Here is a 21,687-nt window from a genome sequence, read left to right on the forward strand (position 1 = left end):
GGCAGTTCGGGAGGCAGGGGCTAGCATGGGCGAGCTGGTAACGGTGGATTTGCCGATCCCAAGGTGGTTCGATGACGAAAGCTGTTCCACGGCCGGTGGCACTGGGCGATGAAGCTGCCCGGACACTTGCCAACGCAACAAAGTCCGTTCCGCAGATGGAGTCGATCACCCCTCGGTGGTTGGTCCATCTACTGAACTGGGTGCCCGTCGAAGCCGGTATCTACCGGCGCAACCGGGTCACGCACGAACAAACCGTCGATATTCAGTGCGATAACTTCGACGAGTCTCCGCTGCCGGAGACATTTATCGACTACGAGCGAGACCCGCGGGAGTACCGCCTCAAGGCCGTGCACACGATTCTCGACGTGCACACCCGCGTCTCGGATCTGTATTCGAGCCCGCACGATCAGATTGCTCAACAGTTGCGGCTCACCATCGAGGCAATCAAGGAGCACCAAGAGGGCGAGCTGATCAACAGCCCGGACTACGGTCTCATCGCGAATGCCACGAAGACGCAGCGCGTCTCGACGATTGCCGGGCCGCCCACGCCGGACGACCTGGACAATCTGCTCACGAAGGTCTGGAAGGAGCCCGGCTTCTTCCTCACCCACCCGCAGGGCATCGCCGCGTTCGGCCGGGAATGCACCCGGCGCGGGGTGCCGCCGCCGACCGTGAGCATGTTCGGGTCGCAGTTCCTGACCTGGCGCGGGATTCCGATCATTCCGTCGGACAAGGTGCCGGTGGAACGCGGGAAGACCAAGTTCGTGCTGATCCGCACCGGCGAGGCCCGGCAGGGCGTGGTCGGTCTGTATCAGCCCGGGCTGGCCGGTGAGCAGGGACCGGGCCTGTCGGTGAAGTTCATGGGTATCGATCGCAGCGCGATCGCGTCATATCTGGTGTCGCTGTACTGCTCGCTGGCGATCCTGACCGACGATGCGGTGGCAGTGCTCGACGGAGCCGAGGTGGGCAAGTTCCATGACTACGCACCGACCTACCGGAGCTGACATCTCGCGCCCAGCGGACGACGGTGGCGCCGAGTGGATGCTGCCGGACGAGGCGACGTTGAATCGCCTTGCCGGAGCCTTCTTCTCGGCGCTGCCGTCGGCGTCGGCGGGTTCGCCCGCCGTGCCGATGGGCGTGAGCATGGTGCAACCGGACATGCCGACCTCGCCGCCGAACGTGCCTGCGCCTTCGCCGGTGCCGACCGCGACCGCGGCTGGGGCGCCGGGGTTTTCTGGCGCCGCGCATCCGGGTGCGCACTCACCGGACGCGGCATCGTCGGGCGGACAAGGTGTTTCGAGCACCCACCCCGGAGGACGGAACCCCGATCCGTCGGTTGCCGGCGTTTACGGCACCGCGCCCTTTGGTAGCCGAACGCCATCGTCGCCGACCGCATCGGGCGCACAGGGCTTTTCAAGCACCGCGCCACCCGGCGGGCGTACTCCGGAGCCGTCCGTGCCGGGCGTAAACGGCACCGCGCCTTCTGGCAGGTCGACACCCTCCACACCGGCTGGCGCACAAGGCTTTTCCGGTACGACCCCGCCCGGCGGCAGTACACCGGAGCCGTCGGTGCCAGGGTGGGGACGCGACGTGCCGATGGCTGACGCGGCAGGCCCACCTGCGCACGCGCCCGTGAGTACCGCGGGAATACACAATGACCCGTTTCTGACCGCACTGCCGTCGTTACGCGAAGTGCTGTCCCCGCAACGCTTTCCCGATGCGGGAATGCAGCCATCCGGGGGCCCGAGCTTCTACTTCCTAGACTCGGCCGCGGCGCCTACCGCCCCCGCGGCGGCGACTCGCCTGCCCGACGCGCATCCGCCGTTCGACGTCTACGCGGTGCGCAACGACTTCCCGATCCTTCGGGAGCAGGTGAACGGCCATCCGCTGGTGTGGTTCGACAACGCCGCGACCACGCAGAAGCCGCGCGCGGTGATCGAGCGCATCTCCTACTTCTACGAGCACGAGAACTCCAACATCCACCGGGCCGCCCACGAATTGGCGGCCCGGTCCACCGACGCCTACGAGCAGGCCCGCGACATCGTGGCCCGGTTCATCGGCGCGTCCTCGGCGGAGGAGATCATCTTCGTCCGCGGCGCGACCGAGGGCATCAACCTGATCGCACAGACCTGGGGCCGCAAGAACATTCGCGCAGGCGACGAGATCATCATCTCGCACCTCGAGCACCACGCGAACATCGTCCCGTGGCAGATGCTGGCGGCCGAGACCGGCGCGGTGCTGAAGGTCATTCCGGTGGACGACAACGGCGAGCTGATGCTCGGCGAGTACACCAAGCTGCTCTCCGACCGCACCAAACTCGTTTCGGTGGCCCATGTTTCGAACGCGCTCGGCACCATCACCCCGGTGCGCGAGATCGTCGCCGAGGCGCAGCGAGCCGGGGCGGTCACCCTGGTCGACGGCGCGCAATCGGTCCCGCACACCAGGATCGACGTGCGTTCGATCGGCGCCGATTTCTTCGTGTTCTCCGGCCACAAGCTGTTCGGCCCCACCGGAATCGGCGTGGTCTACGGAAAATCCGAGATACTGCAAGACGTTCCGCCCTGGCAGGGCGGCGGCAACATGATCAGCGACGTCACGCTGGAACGTTCACTGTTCCAGCCACCGCCCGGCCGATTCGAGGCGGGCACCGGAAACATCGCGGACGCAGTCGGTCTCGGAGCGGCGATCGAGTACGTCGAGGGCATCGGCATGGACGCCATCGCCCGCTACGAGCACGGACTGCTCGAGTACGCGACCCCACGGGTCGCCGCGGTGCGCGGTATCCGGCTGGTGGGTACGGCGGCCGACAAGGCGAGCGTGCTCTCGTTCGTGATGGCCGGCTACGAGCCGATCGAGGTCGGAAAGGCGTTGAACGAGAAGGGCATCGCCGTTCGCGCCGGCCACCATTGTGCTCAGCCGATCCTGCGTCGGCTCGGGTTGGAGGCGACGGTGCGTCCGTCGTTCGCCTTCTACAACACCTGCGAGGAGATCGATCGAATGGTCGCCGTCCTCGAACAACTAGCGGCCCGCTCGCCGCGGTGAGGCATTGAACCCGCATCTAGGTCGGCCGCACTCCGGTGCGGCCGACCTGAAGCGCTGTACGACGGCAGTCAGTACTGCCTGGCCTGAACCGACCACCGGGGGTTCAGTGCCCCGGACAGCCGCGCGGGGAAGGAGACCTGCTGTGGATTGCCGTCCGAGGTGTAGCGCTGCTCCGGATTCGCGGCGAGCCGATCCAGCCAATAGGTCGAATCGAAGTCGACCGCCGTTCTGCCGGAACGAATTCGGGGAATCGCCGTGGCATCCAGATCGCCGTACCGGGACGGCGCGGGTTCGGCCCCGACCAGCATCACCGCCTCGAACGCATAGCTCGTTCCCTCCCAACTGCCCGCGGTGGCCAGGCCGCGATCGGCCGGGGATATACCGAGCGGCAACGCCATCGTCCGCACCCGGCCCGGTGCCGCCGACCCGATCGCGCGGACGTTGTCCGCCAGCTCGCGCTGCACTCCGGCGCTGTCGAGCTGCGCGAGGTTCGCGTGGGTCGCGGTGTGGGCGCCGATCTCGTATCCGTGTGCGGCCAACCAGGATAGCGCGCGCGGGTCCTCGCCGAACGGCTGATTGTTGACGTAGAACGTCGCGGTCGGCGCGAAGTCGGGATGCTCGGTCCGGAACTGTTCGAGGATGCCGACGACGGTGTCCGGCGCGACATTTCCGTCCGCGGTGAACGCGAGCTGGCTGCGCGTCGAGTCGTCGAAGGTCAGCACCACCGGATGCGTGCCCGCGGGCAGATCGATAGCGCCGGAAACGTAGGCGGCCGCGGTCACCGGACGGTAGTTCTCCCGATACAGCCGCTCGAGCTCGGCGCGGAATTTCTCTGGCGTCTGGTCGTATTCACTGTCCGGCGCGGCCGCCAGTTGGTGATACATGAGGACCGGCACCACGCCCAGTTCATTGGCCGCCACCGCGGCCGGATCGGGTGCGGGACTGCTCGATGGCGGCGAACTCTCCATCGGCCCCGCGAGATTGGCCGGGCCGGGGTCCGCGGCACACGCCGCGGCCGTCAACACCAGCACCGACAACACAACTCGAACACTGATAGTCGCGTTCTTCGCCACCGCGCAAACAGTACGCGAGCTAGACCATTTCGTTGCGTAAGGAACTCGGGCAAAGTAGCGACGGGCGCGGGCCGAACCCGCGATAGTTGAGCGATCTTCTGACGAAAGTTGGTGTGCGCGTTGCTAGAAAGACTAGGCGTTACAGGACACCGGCGGTTGACGGCAGTCCTGGTTATCTCGGTCCTATTGATTCTTATCGCTTCCGTGACCCTGAGCTGGGTGCGCACCGAACCCCGGGGGCTTACGGTCACCGGGCTGCCGAACAATTTGGTCGGAGCGACGACCATCTCCGCCATGACTTTGCGTGTAGACGCGGGTGAATACGACCCCGCGGCCATGCGACTCTCGCTCGACGGTGCGCCGGTCTCCGGCACGGTCGACGGCAATACCGTCGTCTACCGGCCAGGAGCGCTGCCCGACGGCGAGCACAAGTTCACCGCCGAGATCCCCCCGAACTTCCTCGGTTTCCTTCGCACCGGTCCGGGCGTGTCGAAGACGTTCACGGTCGACAACGAGCCGCCCGCATTGGAGCTGACCCAGCCGACCGGCGTGACGTCCTACCGCCAGCCGGTCACCCTGCGCGGCAAAGCCCAAGGGGCCGAGCGTGTGTCGGTCGGCGCGCAGACGGTGACGCCGGCCGGCGACGGGTCGTTCGAGATCGCCATGCCGCGGGCGCAGACCGGCGCCCAGGTGGTCGCCGTGGACGCGGCGGGTAACGAAGTCGCGCAGGCGATCACCGCGGCGATCGAGCAGCCGCGAATCAAAGCGGTGCACGTGACCGCTTACGGCTGGTCCGATGACGGTCTCCGCGAGGACGTGCTTAACCTGGCCCGCGACGGACGCATCAACACCGTGCAACTCGACATCAAGGACGAGGACGGCGTCGTCGGCTACGACTCCCAGGTGCCGCTGGCCCGGGAATCCGGTGCCGTCACCCGGATCTACGACGCCCCCGCGGCGCTACGCCAATTGCACGACATGGGTATTCGAGTGGTCGGCCGGATCGTCGCCTTCCGCGACAAGACCATGGCCGAATGGGCCTGGCAGGCCGGACATCCGGACTGGGTCGTCCAAACTCCGTCCGGCCAGCCGTATTCCAGTAGGTACGGCCCGATCGCCTTCACCAACTTCGCGAATCCCGAAATGCGCGGATACAACATCGATCTCGCGGTCGAGGCGGCGAAGCTCGGCTTCGACGGGATCATGTACGACTACATCAGACGCCCGGACGGCGCACTATCCCAGATGAACTTTCCCGGCTCGACCACCACACCCACCGTGTCGATCGCCGAATTCCTGCACGAGAGCCGCGATCCCGTGCGCGACGCCGGCGCCGACCTGAGCGCCGCCGTATTCGGCATAGCGTCCACCCGGCCCGACGAGATCGCCCAAGACATTCCGTTGATGGCCAAGTACGTCGATTACATCGCGCCGATGCTGTATCCCTCGCATTGGAATGCCGGCGAATACGGTGTCTCGAACCCGAATTCGCAGCCCTACGACATCATCTACCGCTCACTGCAAGACTTCCGCACCCAGACACACGGCACCGCAGCCAAGGTCGTTCCCTGGTTGCAGGACTTCAGCCTCGGCGTCGACTACGGCTCCGGCGAGGTCAGGGCGCAGATCGACGCCGCGAACGACGCCGGCGTGAACGGGTTCTTCCTGTGGAGCCCGACCGTGCGCTACCACCTCGCGGGTCCCTCGGACTGAACTACACAGCACCACTTAGAGCCGCGCTCGGAGTGCCGCGACGCCGCCGGATAGGCGGCGTCGCCTTCGATGTACCGCCGATAACCGCAAGATACGTCCGATCGGTCGTCCATCCTTCGTGACCGGAGTCACACCTTCGCGCGCACGCGGTTACGCTGGAGGAGTGAACGTTGAAGTGACGCGCCTTCCGGGTATCGGTGTGCGCAAAGACTTTCCGGTCAAGGGCGTTCGCCGCCGCATCGGCGTCATCGATCACAAGGACGGCACGATCTACCTGATCGTCAGCAAGTCCGACAATCCCGAGGCCACCGACCAGATCCCGTTATCGGCGTCGGAGGCGTCCGCGCTGGCCAATCTGCTGGGCGCCCCGCAGCTGGTGGCGCAGCTGCGCGAGGAACATCGCGAGTTCGACGGGGTGAACACCCGCCAGTTCTCCATCCTCGGCGGCTCCCCCTATGTCGACCGGCCGCTCGGCGAGACCGAAATGCGCACCCGGACAAGGGTTTCCATTGTCGCGATCATGCGCGGTGGAGCGGTGATCCCGTCACCGGGCCCGGATTTCACCTTCGCCGCCGGCGACCTGCTGGTGATCGTCGGCACCACCGAGGGCCTGGACGCCGCCGCCCGAATCCTCTCCGACGGCTGAGGACGCGGTCCGTCAGCCGCTGAACCGGTCGAAGACTTCTTCCGCCCGGTCGCGGCTGCGATACATGTCCCAGGCGGTGGCGGCGAGGTCGTCGGGGTTCAGCGTGTGGCCTTCGAGCGATCCGAACCGGCCCGGGTCGGCGGAGACCATGGCGTGGATGTCGCCGCGTTCGATGAGGCCGCCGATGGTCAGCGTGCCCGCGTAGACGCCTTGGTCGGCGAGGGCCGCGTTGAGGGTGATCGCATAGTTGCGGATCGCGGCGGACGGCAGGGCCAGCTGACCGAGCATCGGCATCGGCCGAACGCTCGACAAACCGCCCGCGAAGAGCAGCGCACCGGTGCCGCGAGTCAGCATGGCCGGCAGAACCTCGTGCACCATGTCGATGGCGGGCCAGACCCATTCGAACGCGGCTTGCGCTGCGGCGGAGTCGGTTTCGGTGATCGGCACGGGTTGCTGCGCCGGGCCGGTGCCATAGTAGGCCAGCTCGATGTCGCCGCTACCGGCGATTTCGGCGAGGACAGCTTTCAGCCGGTCGCGATCGGTGACGTCGGCGGCGTACGCGGTGGCGTCGATATCCTGCGCGGCAAGGTCTTTCAGATAGCCCTCGTGCCGCGCGCCGCTGCGCGACACCAGCGCTACCCCAAATCCTTCGCTGCCGAAACGCCTGGCCATGGACATGCCGAGCCCGGGTCCGACGCCGACTATCACCGCGAGTGGTGTGGTGGACATGATTCTCCTTCGCAAGATTGAGGGGGTCCTCACTTTCACAACGTAGCACGAAATCGAGGAGCCCCTCGACTTTTGTAGGATGGACCCCATGACCAAACCGATGCGCCGCGACGCGGCCCGCAATCGCGAGAAGCTGTTGCGGGAGGCGGCCGACGTTTTCACCGAACAGGGGCTCGACGGCTCGCTGGAGGAGATCGCGCGCCGGGCCGGGGTCAGCATCGGCACGCTGTACAACCACTTCCCGCATCGCGACGCCCTCATCGAGGCGCTGCTGCCGCCCCGCCTCGCCGCCATAGACGAGTTCGCCACAAGGGCCGCCGCCGAGCCGGACGCCTGGGTGGCGTTCAGCGGATTCATCGAGGAACTACTGGGCCAGATGACCTCCGACCGCGGATTGCTGGAGGCGTTCACCGGTGACCATCCCGCCGCGGCCCAATTGACCGAGGCCTGCCATCGCGGACTGTCACACCTGTCGACCCTGCTCGTGCGCGCGCGACAGACCGGCGCGGTGCGCGCGGATGCGAGCGACGACGACGTCGTGCACCTGGTCTGGGCGTTGTCGCTACTCGGCGAGGCGACCGGAACACCCGTATGGCGTCGCAGCCTCGAACTGGTCCTCGACGGCCTGCGCCCCACCCACTCACCGACTCGATAGGGAGCGCCACCATGCCATACGCCAAGGCCGCCAACGGCGTTCGCCTCGCATACCAGACCGCCGGGGTGGGCAGCCCGCTGATTCTGCTTGCCGGCCAAGCGAACAACCACCACTGGTGGGACGAAATCCGCACCGACTTCGAGACCCGGTATCGCACCATCACCCTCGACTGGCGCGGCACCGGAGACAGCGACAAGCCCGACGAGCCTTACAGCACAACAGGTTTCGCCGACGACGTGGTCGCGGTACTCGACGACCTCGGCATCGACCAAGCCGCGGTCTACGGCACGTCCATGGGCGGTCGCGTCGCCCAATGGCTCGCCGCCCGCTATCCCGAGCGGGTCGCCGCGCTCGTCCTCGGCTGCACCTCCCCTGGCGGCAAACACGGCATCGAACGCGGTCCCGAGATCCGGCAGTCACTCATCGATCCCGACCCGGACGCCGCGAGGCAAGCGCTGCTGGAATTGATGTACACCCCGGAATGGTTGGCACACAACGAAGGTCCGTACAACACCCTCGGCGACCCCACCATGCCCGCCTATGCCAAGCGCCGCCACCTCATGGCCAGCAACAGACACGACGCCTGGGAGTTCCTGCCGGACATCGCGACTCCCACCTTGATCGTGCACGGGACCGAGGACCGCTTCAATCCCGCCGCGAACGCCCCGCTGCTCGCCGAGCGCATCCCGCACGCCCGGATGCACCTGATCCCCGGCGCCCGGCACGCCTACTTCGACGAATTCCGCGCGGTCACGGGCCCACTCGTGCTGGACTTCCTGGACGAGGCACACCCGTAGCCTCCACCATTCATCACCTGCCGAATTGGCGAATTTCCGCCGAAAGTCTTGACGCGGATAACTTCCCAGGGTTACTATTCCCATAGACAAAACATTCGACGTGGTTACTACGTGAACCCAATTCTCGAATGCCTATTGTGCTGCGCAGATTCAGCGAGTAACTTGGGACGTTGCGCTGGCTGCCTCCTGTCCGACCCACACAAACCCCATTCTGTTCACTCGTCGCGGGTGTGCGAGTTTCGTTCGGGTAGGTGACCACACGCAATTCATCAGCAGTGTGAGGTCGCGGAAGGACGCACCGTGTCAGTCTCGTCCCAAAAAGTCACCACTACAGCCCAGGAAATTGCCGGAATTCCCGGCGCCCCGAAGCGGGTGTCGTTCGCCAGGATTCGTGAACCGCTCGACGTGCCTGGCCTGCTCGACGTACAGACCGACTCGTTCGAATGGTTGATCGGCGCCCCCGAATGGCGGGCGCGCGCCGCCGCCCGCGGCGAGAACAGCACGGCCGGCGGCCTCGAAGAGGTGCTCGCCGAGCTGTCCCCGATCGAAGACTTCGCCGGCACCATGTCGCTGTCGCTGTCCGATCCACGGTTCGAAGAGGTCAAGGCCTCCATCGACGAGTGCAAAGACAAGGACATGACCTACGCGGCGCCGTTGTTCGTCACCGCGGAGTTCATCAACAACAACACCGGTGAGATCAAGAGCCAGACGGTCTTCATGGGAGATTTCCCGATGATGACCGACAAGGGCGCGTTCATCATCAACGGCACCGAGCGCGTCGTCGTCGCCCAGCTCGTGCGCTCCCCCGGCGTCTACTTCGATCAATCCGTCGACAAGACCACCGAAAAAGACCTGTACAGCGCGCGGGTCATTCCGTCGCGTGGCGCGTGGCTGGAGTTCGACATCGACAAGCGCGACAGCGTCGGTGTCCGCATCGACCGCAAGCGCCGCCAGCCGGTCACCGTGCTGCTCAAGGCTTTCGGCTGGACCACCGAGCAGATCGTCGAACGGTTCGGGTTCTCCGAGATCATGATGTCGACGCTGGAAAAAGATCACACGGCAGGTCAGGACGAGGCGCTGCTGGACATCTACCGCAAGTTGCGTCCGGGCGAGCCGCCGACCAAGGAGTCCGCGCAGACCCTGCTGGAGAACCTGTTCTTCAAGGAGAAGCGCTACGACCTGGCGCGCGTCGGGCGGTACAAGATCAACAAGAAGCTCGGCTTGCAGATCGATTCGGCCACGCTGACCGAGGCCGACCTGGTCGCGGTCATCGAATACCTCGCCCACCTGCACCGCGGTGACAAGACCATGACCGCCGCGGGCGGCGCCGAGGTGCCGATCGGCGTCGACGACATCGACCACTTCGGCAACCGTCGCGTCCGCACGGTCGGCGAGCTGATCCAGAACCAACTCCGGATCGGCCTGTCCCGGATGGAACGCGTGGTCCGCGAGCGGATGACGACCCAGGACATCGAGGCGATCACCCCGCAGACCCTGATCAACATCCGCCCGGTCAGCGCGTCGATCAAGGAGTTCTTCGGCACCTCGCAGCTGTCGCAGTTCATGATGCAGGACAACCCGCTGGCCGGCCTGACGCACAAACGCCGCCTGTCCGCCCTCGGCCCCGGCGGCCTGTCCAGGGAGCGCGCCAGCATCGAGGTCCGCGACATCCACTTCAGCCACTACGGCCGCATGTGCCCGATCGAGACGCCGGAAGGGCCGAGTATCGGCCTGATCGGCTATCTTTCGGTGTTCGCCCGGGTCAATCCGTTCGGGTTCATCGAGACGCCGTACCGCACGGTGGTCGACGGTCAGGTCACCGACGAGGTCGTCTACATGACCGCCGATGAAGAGGAACGCTACATCCGCGCCCAGGCCAACTCCCCGGTCGACGCGCAGGGTCGTCTGCTGGACAACAAGGTGCTCGCGCGGCGCTTCGGCGACGAGGTCGAGTTCGTCGCGCCCACCGAGGTCGATCTCATGGATGTGTCTCCGCGCCAGATGGTTTCGGTCGCGTCCGCGATGATTCCGTTCCTCGAGCACGACGACGCCAACCGCGCGCTGATGGGTGCGAACATGCAGCGGCAGGCCGTGCCGCTGATCCGTTCGGAAGCGCCGGTCGTCGGCACCGGCATGGAGCTGCGGGCGGCGATCGACGCCGGCGATGTCGTGGTCAACGAGAAAGACGGTGTGGTGGAGGAGGTTTCGGCCGACTACCTCACCGTGATGGCCGACGACGGCACCCGCAAGAGCTACCGCCTACGCAAGTTCGCCCGCTCGAACCAAGGCAACTGCGTCAACCAGCGGCCGATCGTCGACGAGGGCGCGAGAGTCGAAGCGGGACAGGTCCTTGCGGATGGCCCGTGCACCGAGAACGGTGAGATGGCGCTGGGCAAGAATCTCCTCGTCGCGATCATGCCGTGGGAAGGCCACAACTACGAGGACGCGATCATCCTGTCGCAGCGCCTGGTCGAGCAGGACGTGCTCACCTCGATCCACATCGAAGAGCACGAAGTCGACGCCCGGGACACGAAATTGGGCGCGGAGGAGATCACCCGCGATATCCCGAACATCTCCGACGACGTGCTCGCCGATCTCGACGACCGCGGCATCATCCGGATCGGCGCGGAGGTGCGCGACGGCGACATTCTCGTCGGCAAGGTGACGCCGAAGGGCGAGACCGAGCTGACTCCCGAAGAACGTTTGCTGCGTGCGATTTTCGGCGAGAAGGCGCGGGAGGTCCGCGACACCTCGCTCAAGGTGCCGCACGGGCAGTCCGGGAAAGTCATTGGTATCCGGGTGTTTTCACGAGCGGATGACGACGATCTACCGCCGGGAGTGAACGAGCTGGTGCGCGTGTACGTGGCGCAGAAGCGCAAGATCCAGGACGGCGACAAGCTCGCCGGTCGCCACGGCAACAAGGGTGTTATCGGCAAGATCTTGCCGACCGAGGACATGCCGTTCATGCCGGACGGCACCCCGGTCGACATCATCCTGAACACCCACGGTGTGCCGCGTCGGATGAACATCGGCCAGATCTTGGAGACCCACCTCGGGTGGATCGGCAAGACCGGCTGGGAGATCAAGGGAACGCCGGACTGGGCCGAGACCTTGCCGGCGGAGCTGCTGTCCGCGCCCGCGAACAGCAATATCGCGACACCGGTATTCGACGGTGCCCGCGACGAGGAGCTGACCGGGTTACTCGGCTCCACGCTGCCCAATCGCGACGGCGATGTCATGGTCGGCGCGGACGGCAAAGCCACCCTGTTCGACGGTCGTTCCGGCGAGCCGTTCCCATACCCGGTCGCGGTCGGCTACATGTACATCCTGAAGCTGCACCACTTGGTCGACGACAAGATCCACGCCCGTTCGACCGGTCCGTACTCGATGATCACCCAGCAGCCGCTCGGCGGTAAGGCTCAATTCGGTGGCCAGCGCTTCGGTGAAATGGAGTGCTGGGCCATGCAGGCCTACGGCGCGGCGTACACATTGCAGGAGCTGCTGACCATCAAGTCCGACGACATCGTGGGTCGGGTGAAGGTTTACGAGGCGATCGTCAAGGGCGAGAACATTCCGGAGCCGGGCATTCCGGAGTCGTTCAAGGTGCTCCTCAAGGAACTCCAGTCGCTGTGCCTCAACGTCGAGGTGCTGTCTTCCGACGGCGCCGCGATCGAGATGCGCGATGGCGACGACGAGGATCTCGACCGTGCCGCCGCGAACCTGGGCATCAACCTGTCCAGGAACGAAGCGGCGACGATCGAGGATCTGCCCGGCTGACAGACGTGCGCCGAGATCACCTGCTGAGCAGGCGATCTCGGCGCACGCGGGTCAAACGTGGACCGCCGCAACCGCGTCGGTCAGCTCCGGATTCTTCGGCTTCGTCCGCGGCAGGAAGAACGCCGGGATCAGGGTCAGGATGATCAGCACCAGCGCCACGATGTAGGTGTGGCTGAATGCCGTTGACGCCTGACTCAATCCGGTCTCCAGCACGCCGGGCGGCAGCTTGCTGGCGAACTCCGGATTCGCGTTGGCCGCGATCGCCGGCTTGGCGAATTCCTTGTTGTTCAGGAAGTTGGTCAGCACCACCGAGATGGTCGCGGTGCCGATCGAACCCGCCGTCTGGTTCACGATGTTCATCAACGTCGAACCACGCGCGACCTGCTGATGACTCAGCGTCTGGATGGCCGCGGTCATGATCGGCATCATCGTGCAGCCCATGCCGAGGCCCATCACGAACAGCGCGCCGAGCATCAGCGGGTACGAGGTATCCACGGTGAGCTGGGTGAAGAACACCGTGCTGACCGCGATCAGCGTGATGCCGACCAGCACGATCTTGCCCGGCCCGATCTTGTCGACCAGCTTGCCCGCCACCGGCATGGTCACCATCGCGCCCAAACCCTGTGGGATGAGCAGCAATCCGGCCTGCAACGCCGATTCGCCGCGGACCTGTTGCAGATACGTCGGCAGCAGCAAGGCCCCGCCGAAGAACGCGATCGCGAACAGCACCATGGTGAGCACCGCGAAGGTCAGCGACCGGTTGCGGAACAGATGCAGATCGATCAGCGGGTGCTCGGTGCGCAACGCGTGGAACACGAACGCGACCATGAGCAACGCGCCGATGATGGCCGGCAGCAACACCTTTGTCGCCAGCACCGTGCCCTCACCCGGAATGGACGAGACGCCGAACAGGAACAGCGCGAGTCCCGGCGAGGCGAGCAGCATGCCGAGGAAGTCGAACGACTCCGACGGTTCCGGCTTGTCCGCGGGGAATACGACGTAGGCCAGGATCAGCGCGATGACGCCGATCGGCACGTTGATCAAGAAGATCCACTGCCAATGGAATTCGATCAGCCAGCCGCCCAGGATCGGACCGCAGATCGGGCCGAGCAGCATCGGCACGCCTAGCACCGCCATCACCCGGCCGACGCGCTGCGGGCCGGCCGCATGCGTCATGATCGTCATGCCGAGCGGCATCAGCATGCCGCCGCCGATGCCCTGGATCACGCGGAACGCGATCAGCGACTCGATGTTCCACGCGGTGGCACACAGCACCGAGCCGAGGACGAAGAAGGTCAGCGCGGCCATGTACAGGCGTTTGGTGCCGAACCGGTCCGCCGCCCATCCGGTGAGCGGAATGACGGTGGCCAGCGCGAGCGTGTAGCCGGTGATCGTCCACGCCGCGATGGCGTAGCTCGTCTCGAATTCGGCTTGGAAGGTAGGGAGCGCGATATTGACGACGGTGATGTCGAGGATCGACATGATCGCGCCGAGCACGACCACGCCTGCTACTTTCAAGACCGCCGGGTCCAGTTTGTCGGCGGTCGGGTCAGGCCCCGTCGCCTGATTATCCGGAGGAAGGTTCACCGCTTCAGCGTTCCACCTCTTCGCCTCCTACACCAGCAATTTCTCTGGTAATTCGGTAGAAGAATTTTCCAGCGCGGTCAGCGCGGCGGTCGTAGCGGCCTCGCTCGCGGGCAACAGCGGCAGCCGGACGGCCGGGCTGGGGATGCGGCCCTGGGCCGCCAGGACCGCCTTGATGACGGTGGGGTTCGGCTCGGCGAACAGCGCGGCGGACAGGCCGGCGAGGCGGTGGCCGAGCGCGCGAGCCTCGTCGACCCGGCCCTCGTGCCAAGCCGCGACGAGGGCGGCGAACGATCCCGTGCGCAGGGTCGAGGAGGCGAGGATGCCGCCGGCCGCGCCGAGGGCGAGCAGCGGCGAGAGGTAGAGGTCGTCGCCCGCGAGGACGGCGAAATCGGCTGGGCGCGTGGCCATCAGCTCGATGGTGGCGTCGTCGATGCTGCCGACGGCGTGCTTCACGCCGATGATGTTCGGGTGGGCGGCGAGCTGACGCAGGGTCTCGGCGCTGAGAATGCGGCCGGTGCGGTACGGAATGTTGTAGATGACCAGCGGCACCGGGCTGGTGGCGGCCAGGGCCTGGAAGTGGGCGAGCACGCCGGCCTCGGAGGGGCGGGTGTAGTACGGGACGACCGTGAGCGCCGCGGTGATGTGCGGGCTGAGCGCGGCGACCGCCTCGATCGAGGCCGCCGTGGAGTTCGAGCCGGCGCCGACGATCAACTGGCCGTTGCGTTCTCGGCACACGCGCGCGCAGATCTCGACAACGAGCGCGCGTTCCACGGCGGTCAAGGTGGCGGCCTCGGCGGTGGTGCCGAGCGCGACGAGCCCGGTCGCGCCTTCGGCGAGGGCGGAGTGGGCCAGTCCTTCCAACGCGTCGGCGGCTAGCGCGCCGTCTGCGGTGAACGGCGTGACCAGGGGGACATATAAGCCTGCGAGCGTCATGAATACGAGCTTGACCCCGTTGAACGTTCAGGTCCAGTTCACATTTCTACAGTCGAGCATAAGATCGACTGATGCTCGATATTCGGAAGTTGCGGCTGCTGCGCGAGCTGGCGCACCGCGAGACCATCGCGGCCGTCGCCGACGCGCTCGCCTACACGCCGTCGGCGGTATCTCAGCAGCTCAGCGCGCTCGAGCGGGAGGCAGGCGTGCCGTTGCTGGAGCGGACCGGGCGGCGGGTCACGCTGACCCCGGCCGCGCGCACGCTGGTCGAGCATGCGGAGACGATCCTCGCGGTGCTCGAACAGGCCGCCGCGGAGTTGGCCACCACACGGGCCGATCTGACCGGAACGCTGCGGATCGGAGCATTCCCGACCGCCGTCCGAACGATCCTCTCCCCCGCGCTGGTCGCGTTGAGTCGCGATCATCCCGGGCTCGAATTGATGGTGACCGAACTGGATCCGGCGACCGCGCCCGCCGCGTTGCGTGCGGAAACCCTGGATGTCGCGCTGGTTCAGGAGTACGACTATGTGCCCGTGGAACCGGATTCGGCGTTGGACACCGAACCGCTACTCGAGGAGACCATCTATCTCGCCGCGCTTTCCGACGAATCGCTGGCCAGCTGGCGCGAAACCTCCTGGATTGCAGGCACTCCCGACACGTTGTGCCACACGATGACCGTACGCGCCTGCCAGGCAGCGGGATTCACGCCGCGGATTCGTCATCATGCCGACGACTTCGGCACGGTACTGGCGCTCGTCGCGGCGGGGCAAGGAGTAGCGCTCGTCCCCGAACTCGGCGCGCTGTCCTGCCCGCCCGAGGTCACACTGACGCCGCTGCCGACGCAACGGCGAACGCTGCTGGCGTACCGACGCGGAACCGGCGACCATCCCGCGGTCAGCGCCGCCCGCTTGGCGTTGCGCACCTCGGCCGCGGCGATCGATATCGCCGGGTCGCCTCAGCGCAGCAGGTAGCGGCTGGTCGGGACTATGTCGATGTCGCGGTCGGCGCCGAAGGTGTTGACGCTCTTCATCAATCGCGTGATGCGGCGCGTGAGTTCGGCGTCGTCTCCTGCGCTGCCGTAGAAGGCGTGGGGATCGGTGAGGGCCTCGATCGGGAACAGTTCTTCGACGATGGCGGCGATGCCGGGGGCTGCTTCGGTGACGGGTGCGAGGACGAGGTTCTGGATGTAGCCGAAGGTTGCCTGGGTGGCGATGGCGACCTCGGTGTGCTCGTTGCGCCAGCGGTGTAGCCAGTCGGCCTGCGACAGGGTGTCGGGTCGGCGGAGAAAGGCCAGGTTGGCCAGTCCCGGCGCGCGTTCGCCGAGTGGCACCACCGGTGGCTCGATCGGCCTCGCCTCTTCCACGTGCCAACCAGCGACACGTTTCGCGACCGACCCCAGAATGTCAGCGACAGCGGCTGTTTCGCGACGATCAGTCAGCCATACGCTGACCACCGCCGCCACCGGTTCATCGAACGTGGTCAGTCGCAGCATCGCGTTCTCGACCACGGCGTCGGAGATGTTCGCCTGCGCCGCAACGACTCCGGCGGCGGCCAGCCGGGCGGTCAGGTTCTCGGCGAGCAGGTCACCGGCATCCCAGAGTGCGAACATCACCTTCATCGCGCGACCGCTTTCTGTAACAGGTTCCACTTCGGCGCAGCGTAGCCCAATCTCGCCGCGCCCAAATCACGGTGCGAGAAATCGGTGCCGGCCCGCGGCGCGTGGCTAGGGTTTGTGGGGTGACTGGGTTGGATCATCTGGTGCTCGCTACGCCGGATCTACCGGAGTCCGTGGCGACGGTGACGCGGCTGCTCGGAGTCGCGCCGGTTCCGGGTGGGCGGCATGTCGGCCGGGGGACGCGCAACTTCCTGCTCGGTCTCGGGGACGGGGCCTATCTCGAGCTCATCGGTCCGGACGACGACCAGCCCGCGCCCGCGTTTCCTCGGCCGTTCGGGATCGATGGACTCACCGAGTCGCGGCTGCTGACCTGGGCGGCGCGGGTGAACGATATCGGCGGAGCCGTCGCCGAGGCCCGTGCGGCCGGTTACGACCCGGGCGACGCCTCCGAGATGTCCCGCGACACCCCGGACGGACAAGTTCTGCGTTGGCGATTGACGTTGTCGCGCGACGGCAGCCACACCGGCGTGATTCCGTTCCTCATCGACTGGGGCGCGACCGCACATCCCTCCGTCAGCCTGCCGCAAGTAAACCTGCGCGCTTTCGAGGTCACGCATCCGAACCCGGCGGCGATCTCGACCCAGCTGCGCGCCCTGTCGATCGATCTCACCGTGCGGCCGGGCCTGCGACCAGCACTGATCGCCACCCTCGACGGCCCATCCGGTGCCCTCACACTGCTCTGAATATTTGCCAACCCCTCGGGTAATCGGTCCGCACTGACCGAAGGCGGGTGGGCTGTGAAGACGATATCGACCGACATTCCGGCGCGACTGGATCGTTTGCCGTGGTCGCGCTGGCATTGGATGGTGGTGATCGGGCTCGGGTCCGTGTGGATCCTGGACGGCCTGGAGGTCACCGTCGTCGGCAGCGTGGCGAGCCGGCTGTCCGAACCCGGCAGCGGCATAAGCATCACCGCCGCACAGGTTTCCGGGCTCGCGGCGGCTATGTATGTCGCCGGCGCGGGCTGCGGCGCACTGTTCTTCGGTTGGCTCACCGACAGATTCGGCCGCAAGAAGCTGTTCCTGATCACCCTCGCGGTGTACCTGTTCGCGACAGCCATGACCGCCCTGTCGTTTTCGATGTGGTGGTTCATCATCTTCCGTTTCCTCACCGGCTTCGGCATCGGCGGCGAGTACGCGGCGATCAACTCCGCCATCGACGAGCTGATTCCGCGAAAGTATCGCGGGCGCATCGACATTGTGATCAACGGGACGTTCTGGCTCGGCGCGGTCGGCGGTTCCCTGCTGTCCATCATCGCGCTGAACACCAACCTGTTCGCGCCGAACATCGGCTGGCGCTTGACCTTTGCCCTCGGCGCCGTGTTCGGGCTGATCATCCTGGTGGTGCGCAGGCACGTGCCGGAGAGCCCGCGCTGGATGTTCATCCACGAGCGCGAGGACGAAGCCGAGCAGACCGTCGCCGACATCGAGGCGCAGGTCCGGGCCGACACCGGCGGCGAGCTGGAAGACGTGTCCGATCAGCGGATCGAGATCCACCAGCGGCGCACCATCAGCTTCCGCGAGATCGCCGAGGTGATGGCGAAGCACTATCCGAAGCGCAGCGTGCTCGGCCTCTCGCTGTTCATCGGGCAGGCGTTCCTCTACAACGCCATCACCTTCAATTACGCGCTCATCCTGTCGAAGTCATTCCACGTGGCCGACGATCGGGTCGGCTACTACTTCGCCGTGATCTGCTTCGGCAACTTCCTCGGACCGCTGCTGCTCGGCAAGCTCTTCGACACCGTTGGACGCAAGCCGATGATCGCCGGCTGCTACATCGGCTCGGCGATCCTCTTGTTCGGCACGGCATGGCTTTTCGCGGCCGGGGTGTTGTCGGCGGTGACGCTGACCGCGTGCTGGACCGCGGTGCTGTTCGTCGCCTCCTGCGGTGCCAGCGCTGCGTATCTGACTGTGAGCGAGATCTTTCCGATGGAGACGCGGGCGATGGCCATCGCGTTCTTCTATGCGATCGGAACTGTCGCGGGTGGTGTGGCCGGTCCGCTGGTGTTCTCCAAGCTGGCCGCCGACGGCGATGCGGGCAAGATCGCGCTGGCCTTCGCCATCGGCGCCGCCGCGATGTTCGCCGCCGGGCTCGTCGAGGTCGCGTATGGCGTCAAGGCCGAGGGCAGATCGCTGGAGGACATCGCCGAACCGCTCAGCGCCACCTCTGGCGGGCGCACGGCGGAGGCTTCCTAAATTGTCTCAGACACTTTAGTCTTGAGGCCAGTCACGCCGAAGGGACACCGATGTCAGCCGCCATGCCGCACGCCCCGACCCGCGCCTTCAACAGCCTCGTCACCCACGGATGGAATCGGCTCGCCCGGGTGTACAACATCCCACTGGTGCAGCGGGTCGCCTATCGGCCGCCGCAGGACGAGATCATCAGCCAACTGCGGCACAGTGGTATCCGGCGGATCGCCGATGTCGGTTGCGGCACCGGGATTCTCGCGTCCCGCATTCAGCAGGACCTGAAGCCCGACGTGATCTACGGTTGCGACGCCTCCGTCGGCATGCTCCGGCAGGCGAAAGCGCGCTCCGGCGAGGTGAATTGGATCAATCGGCGCGCCGAAGACCTGGGCCTGCCCGACGGCGCGGTCGATGCCGTCGTCTCGACGCACGCGTTCCACTTCTTCGATCATCCGGCGGCGCTGGCGGAGTTCCACCGAATCCTTTCTCCCGGTGGGCTGCTCGCGATCGTCCTGATCAATCCTCGCCACCGCTTCGCGCAGCTGTTGCAGCCCACGCCGATTCAGAACGTCGCGCACTTCCCGTCGCCCGATTCGATGCAGCTGCTGGTCGAAGCGGCCGGATTCCGGGTCACCGAGCAGCGCGCCGTGCGCCGGCCGCTCCCCGCCCCGCTCGTGCCCGATGTCCTCACCGTCGCGCGCCGCGCCTGACCGGAGAAGCGCTATGCCACAACCGATCTCGACCCAGAACCTGACCGCGCGGATCGACCGGCTGCCTCCGCCGCTGCCCGCCGCCTGGGCCGCCCGGCTCCGCATGCACACCGGGATAGAGAACATCATCGGACGAATCCAGCAGCGGCACTATCGCTTCCGCGACACCGTCGCGTGGCCGAGCCTGCGCCGGATCGGTGTCGGGGACCAACTGCTCGACGCCGCACGGGTGCGCCACGGCCGGATTTTCGACCGCGTCTACGACGCCGCGCGCACCGCCCACTGGTACGTCTGACACGACCGTTCCGCCAGGTCACAACCCCTTTACCGGACTCAGGCTGCCTCGCCGACGAACTGTCGGTACCCCCAGGTAATCTAGTCGACCGGAACGCGCTGCCCCAGACCCCGCCAGCCGACCGAATTCGATACTGACATCGGTCTTAGGTGGAGAGGGGCAGGTCGTTGGATCAGTCTGTTGATGTTCCGGAAGTCACGCGTGGCGGCGGCGAAACTCCGAGCACGGCACAGGGGCTCGTCGGGTCCATCGGACCCGAGACGGTTCGGCCGGCCGAGGAAGTGCTGGGCGCGGGCCGGTCACAGAGCGCGGGGACATTTCGCTTCTGGCTGGCCGACCAGCGGTGGGAATGGTCCGACGAGGTCGCGATCATCCACGGCTACGCGCCGGGCTCGGTACGGCCGTCCACCGAATTGCTGCTGTCGCACAAGCATCCCGACGATCGCGAACAGGTCGCGAACACCATCGCCCGGACGGTCGAGACCGGCGAGCCGTTCTGCAGCCGCCACCGGATCATCGACACCAAAGGGGACCTGCACCACGTCCTCGTCGTCGGCGACGACATGCTCGACGGCAGCGGCGAGGTGATCGGCACATCCGGCTACTACGTCGACATCACCAACGCGCTCGAAGAAGACCGCAGGCAGACCCTCGACGGCGCGCTGCCCGAGCTGTACTCCGCGCGCGCCGCCATCGAGCAGGCCAAGGGCGCGCTCATGCTCATCTACGGGATCACCGCCGACCAGGCGTTCCGGGTGCTCACCTGGCGTTCCCAGGAGACCGGGACGAAGCTGCGCGCGCTCGCCACCCAGCTCGTCTCCGAGGTCACCACGCTGGACGGGTCCATGGTCGAGCTGCGCACCCGCTTCGACCACCTGCTCCTCACCGTGCACGAACGCATGTGAGCTCAGCGCGTGCGGTGCCTTTCCAGGATCTTGCTCGGGTCGACGGACCGGTCGACCACGGCTCGCGCGAGCTCCGGCAGCCGCCCGCGGGTGTGCCGGGCGTAGCCGCGCAGCGCGTCGAACGCGGCCTCCGGATCGAGATCGCCGTGCGCCGCGAGCATGCCCTTCGCCTGCTCGATCACGATCCGGCTCTGCAACGCCAGCTGCAACTGCCCGTTGACCGTCTTGTGGTCGGCCAGCAACCGCGCCTGCAAGATCGCGATACTCGCGATATCGGCCAGCGCCTGGCCAACCAGCAGATCATCCTCGGTCAGATGCTCCTCGCCGGTACTGAACAGATTCAGCGCACCGACCCGGTCCTCGCGCAACCGCAGCGGCAGCGCGTACACCGACTGAAAGCCGTCCAGCAGAGCCTGTTTCGCGAACGCGGGCCACTGATCCCGCGCCTGCTCCAGATCCTCCACGATCACCCGCTCGCTACTGCGGTACGACTGCACACACGGCCCGTCCTGTGCCTGGATTTGTAGTAACTCCAGCCAGCGCGTCGCCTCACTGGTCGACGCCAGCACCTTCATGTCGCCGTCCTGACCGGCCAGCAACACCGCCGCGGTATCGACGGGTAGCAGCTCGACAGCGCGATCCAGCAGCTCCTGCACCACGTCCACCGGGTCGTAGTCCTCCACCAGCGAGTCCGCCAACTGCACAAACGCCTCGACCAGCCGCCGCTCCCGACTCATACCCGCCCTCTCCTTCCGCTCCGCCGACCCCCGCAGGGCCCGGCACTTTCGTACTGACGGGAATGCCCCCACTGCTCGCCGCCAATCGGCCCACCCACTCGGACGCCCGTCACACCCCCTGCGCCCGACCAGGTTTCAGCACCTCCCCCAACCCCGCCGCCACGCCGTTAACCAGGCGATTCGCTACCGTGGGCTTACCTGAGGTAATCTCTTCGAGCGCCCAGCGA

General features: G+C 66.4%; 19 protein-coding genes. 13 read left to right on the plus strand and 6 right to left on the minus strand.

Annotation, left to right across the window (positions count from 1 at the left end; all coding sequences use genetic code 11):
* Window positions 1-71: 71 nt before the first annotated feature.
* Together AB0M22_RS34290 and AB0M22_RS34295 are read left to right on the plus strand one after the other, a co-directional pair.
* Complete coding sequence (locus tag AB0M22_RS34290; protein WP_364735767.1) at window positions 72-1,004, plus strand: family 2A encapsulin nanocompartment shell protein; 933 nt, start codon at window positions 72-74, stop codon at window positions 1,002-1,004.
* Between the two features lie 37 nt (window positions 1,005-1,041).
* Entirely contained in the window at window positions 1,042-3,042 is a 2,001-nt protein-coding gene (locus AB0M22_RS34295; RefSeq protein WP_364736124.1) for a family 2A encapsulin nanocompartment cargo protein cysteine desulfurase, read from the plus strand.
* Window positions 3,043-3,110: 68 nt separating this feature from the next.
* Here AB0M22_RS34295 and AB0M22_RS34300 read toward each other — a convergent pair whose 3' ends face one another.
* Window positions 3,111-4,115 carry a polysaccharide deacetylase family protein gene (locus AB0M22_RS34300; RefSeq protein ID WP_364735770.1) on the minus strand — a complete coding sequence of 335 codons (1,005 nt, stop codon included), beginning with the start codon at window positions 4,113-4,115 and terminating at the stop codon, window positions 3,111-3,113.
* A 294-nt stretch (window positions 4,116-4,409) separates the two neighbouring features.
* On the opposite strand from AB0M22_RS34300, the gene AB0M22_RS34305 reads away from it, so the two are divergent.
* Together AB0M22_RS34305 and AB0M22_RS34310 are read left to right on the plus strand one after the other, a co-directional pair.
* Window positions 4,410-5,828: a putative glycoside hydrolase gene (locus tag AB0M22_RS34305; protein ID WP_364735772.1), complete on the plus strand. Its 1,419-nt coding sequence runs from the start codon at window positions 4,410-4,412 to the stop codon at window positions 5,826-5,828.
* A gap of 163 nt (window positions 5,829-5,991) precedes the next feature.
* Complete coding sequence (locus AB0M22_RS34310) at window positions 5,992-6,474, plus strand: TrkA C-terminal domain-containing protein (protein WP_364735774.1); 483 nt, start codon at window positions 5,992-5,994, stop codon at window positions 6,472-6,474.
* Window positions 6,475-6,486: 12 nt separating this feature from the next.
* Here AB0M22_RS34310 and AB0M22_RS34315 read toward each other — a convergent pair whose 3' ends face one another.
* Window positions 6,487-7,203: an SDR family NAD(P)-dependent oxidoreductase gene (locus tag AB0M22_RS34315; protein ID WP_364735776.1), complete on the minus strand. Its 717-nt coding sequence runs from the start codon at window positions 7,201-7,203 to the stop codon at window positions 6,487-6,489.
* A gap of 88 nt (window positions 7,204-7,291) precedes the next feature.
* On the opposite strand from AB0M22_RS34315, the gene AB0M22_RS34320 reads away from it, so the two are divergent.
* From AB0M22_RS34320 to AB0M22_RS34330, 3 genes are all read left to right on the plus strand, one after another.
* Window positions 7,292-7,858 (plus strand): helix-turn-helix domain-containing protein, encoded by a 567-nt coding sequence (locus AB0M22_RS34320; protein ID WP_364735779.1) that lies wholly within the window; start codon window positions 7,292-7,294, stop codon window positions 7,856-7,858.
* Window positions 7,859-7,869: 11 nt separating this feature from the next.
* Window positions 7,870-8,655: an alpha/beta fold hydrolase gene (locus AB0M22_RS34325; RefSeq protein WP_364735782.1), complete on the plus strand. Its 786-nt coding sequence runs from the start codon at window positions 7,870-7,872 to the stop codon at window positions 8,653-8,655.
* A gap of 300 nt (window positions 8,656-8,955) precedes the next feature.
* The gene (locus tag AB0M22_RS34330; protein ID WP_364735784.1) at window positions 8,956-12,432 is read left to right on the plus strand and encodes a DNA-directed RNA polymerase subunit beta; all 3,477 of its coding nucleotides are present in this window, start codon (window positions 8,956-8,958) and stop codon (window positions 12,430-12,432) included.
* A gap of 51 nt (window positions 12,433-12,483) precedes the next feature.
* On the opposite strand, the gene AB0M22_RS34335 is transcribed toward AB0M22_RS34330, so the two are convergent.
* Both AB0M22_RS34335 and dapA read right to left on the minus strand, forming a co-directional pair.
* Window positions 12,484-14,019: a DHA2 family efflux MFS transporter permease subunit gene (locus AB0M22_RS34335; protein WP_364735786.1), complete on the minus strand. Its 1,536-nt coding sequence runs from the start codon at window positions 14,017-14,019 to the stop codon at window positions 12,484-12,486.
* A gap of 27 nt (window positions 14,020-14,046) precedes the next feature.
* Entirely contained in the window at window positions 14,047-14,952 is a 906-nt protein-coding gene (dapA, locus tag AB0M22_RS34340; protein WP_364735788.1) for a 4-hydroxy-tetrahydrodipicolinate synthase, read from the minus strand.
* A 71-nt stretch (window positions 14,953-15,023) separates the two neighbouring features.
* On the opposite strand from dapA, the gene AB0M22_RS34345 reads away from it, so the two are divergent.
* Complete coding sequence (locus AB0M22_RS34345; protein WP_364735790.1) at window positions 15,024-15,923, plus strand: LysR family transcriptional regulator; 900 nt, start codon at window positions 15,024-15,026, stop codon at window positions 15,921-15,923.
* Here AB0M22_RS34345 and AB0M22_RS34350 read toward each other — a convergent pair.
* Window positions 15,908-16,600, minus strand: a complete 693-nt coding sequence (locus AB0M22_RS34350; RefSeq protein ID WP_364735792.1) for a hypothetical protein — start codon at window positions 16,598-16,600, stop codon at window positions 15,908-15,910. The two genes, AB0M22_RS34345 and AB0M22_RS34350, sit on opposite strands and share 16 nt — an antisense overlap.
* A gap of 89 nt (window positions 16,601-16,689) precedes the next feature.
* Between AB0M22_RS34350 and AB0M22_RS34355 the strand changes: the two genes are divergently transcribed.
* The 5 genes from AB0M22_RS34355 to AB0M22_RS34375 all read left to right on the plus strand — a co-directional run bounded on the left by AB0M22_RS34355 (window position 16,690) and on the right by AB0M22_RS34375 (window position 20,723).
* On the plus strand, window positions 16,690-17,310 hold the full coding sequence (locus tag AB0M22_RS34355; protein WP_364735794.1) for a VOC family protein: 621 nt from the start codon (window positions 16,690-16,692) through the stop codon (window positions 17,308-17,310).
* A gap of 54 nt (window positions 17,311-17,364) precedes the next feature.
* On the plus strand, window positions 17,365-18,822 hold the full coding sequence (locus AB0M22_RS34360) for an MFS transporter (protein WP_364735796.1): 1,458 nt from the start codon (window positions 17,365-17,367) through the stop codon (window positions 18,820-18,822).
* Window positions 18,823-18,872: 50 nt separating this feature from the next.
* Window positions 18,873-19,523 carry a methyltransferase domain-containing protein gene (locus tag AB0M22_RS34365; protein ID WP_364735798.1) on the plus strand — a complete coding sequence of 217 codons (651 nt, stop codon included), beginning with the start codon at window positions 18,873-18,875 and terminating at the stop codon, window positions 19,521-19,523.
* A gap of 13 nt (window positions 19,524-19,536) precedes the next feature.
* On the plus strand, window positions 19,537-19,818 hold the full coding sequence (locus tag AB0M22_RS34370) for a hypothetical protein (RefSeq protein WP_364735800.1): 282 nt from the start codon (window positions 19,537-19,539) through the stop codon (window positions 19,816-19,818).
* Between the two features lie 167 nt (window positions 19,819-19,985).
* Window positions 19,986-20,723 carry a PAS and ANTAR domain-containing protein gene (locus AB0M22_RS34375; RefSeq protein WP_364735802.1) on the plus strand — a complete coding sequence of 246 codons (738 nt, stop codon included), beginning with the start codon at window positions 19,986-19,988 and terminating at the stop codon, window positions 20,721-20,723.
* A 2-nt stretch (window positions 20,724-20,725) separates the two neighbouring features.
* Here AB0M22_RS34375 and AB0M22_RS34380 read toward each other — a convergent pair whose 3' ends face one another.
* Entirely contained in the window at window positions 20,726-21,460 is a 735-nt protein-coding gene (locus AB0M22_RS34380) for a GAF and ANTAR domain-containing protein (RefSeq protein ID WP_364735804.1), read from the minus strand.
* Between the last annotated feature and the right edge of the window lie 227 nt (window positions 21,461-21,687).

Origin of the sequence: Nocardia sp. NPDC051756 (assembly GCF_040681495.1) — a bacterium.
Lineage (GTDB): Bacteria > Actinomycetota > Actinomycetes > Mycobacteriales > Mycobacteriaceae > Nocardia.

Bases quoted from the DNA above. Each gene is read 5' to 3' on its own strand.
- AB0M22_RS34365 (WP_364735798.1), top strand. From the start codon at position 18,873: ATGTCAGCCGCCATGCCGCACGCCCCGACCCGCGCCTTCAACAGCCTC.
- AB0M22_RS34370 (WP_364735800.1), top strand. From the start codon at position 19,537: ATGCCACAACCGATCTCGACCCAGAACCTGACCGCGCGGATCGACCGG.
- AB0M22_RS34305 (WP_364735772.1), top strand. From the start codon at position 4,410: ATGACTTTGCGTGTAGACGCGGGTGAATACGACCCCGCGGCCATGCGA.
- AB0M22_RS34380 (WP_364735804.1), bottom strand. From the start codon at position 21,460: ATGAGTCGGGAGCGGCGGCTGGTCGAGGCGTTTGTGCAGTTGGCGGAC.
- AB0M22_RS34315 (WP_364735776.1), bottom strand. From the start codon at position 7,203: ATGTCCACCACACCACTCGCGGTGATAGTCGGCGTCGGACCCGGGCTC.
- AB0M22_RS34345 (WP_364735790.1), top strand. From the start codon at position 15,024: ATGCTCGATATTCGGAAGTTGCGGCTGCTGCGCGAGCTGGCGCACCGC.
- AB0M22_RS34325 (WP_364735782.1), top strand. From the start codon at position 7,870: ATGCCATACGCCAAGGCCGCCAACGGCGTTCGCCTCGCATACCAGACC.
- AB0M22_RS34295 (WP_364736124.1), top strand. From the start codon at position 1,042: ATGCTGCCGGACGAGGCGACGTTGAATCGCCTTGCCGGAGCCTTCTTC.
- AB0M22_RS34320 (WP_364735779.1), top strand. From the start codon at position 7,292: ATGACCAAACCGATGCGCCGCGACGCGGCCCGCAATCGCGAGAAGCTG.
- dapA (WP_364735788.1), bottom strand. From the start codon at position 14,952: ATGACGCTCGCAGGCTTATATGTCCCCCTGGTCACGCCGTTCACCGCA.
- AB0M22_RS34290 (WP_364735767.1), top strand. From the start codon at position 72: ATGACGAAAGCTGTTCCACGGCCGGTGGCACTGGGCGATGAAGCTGCC.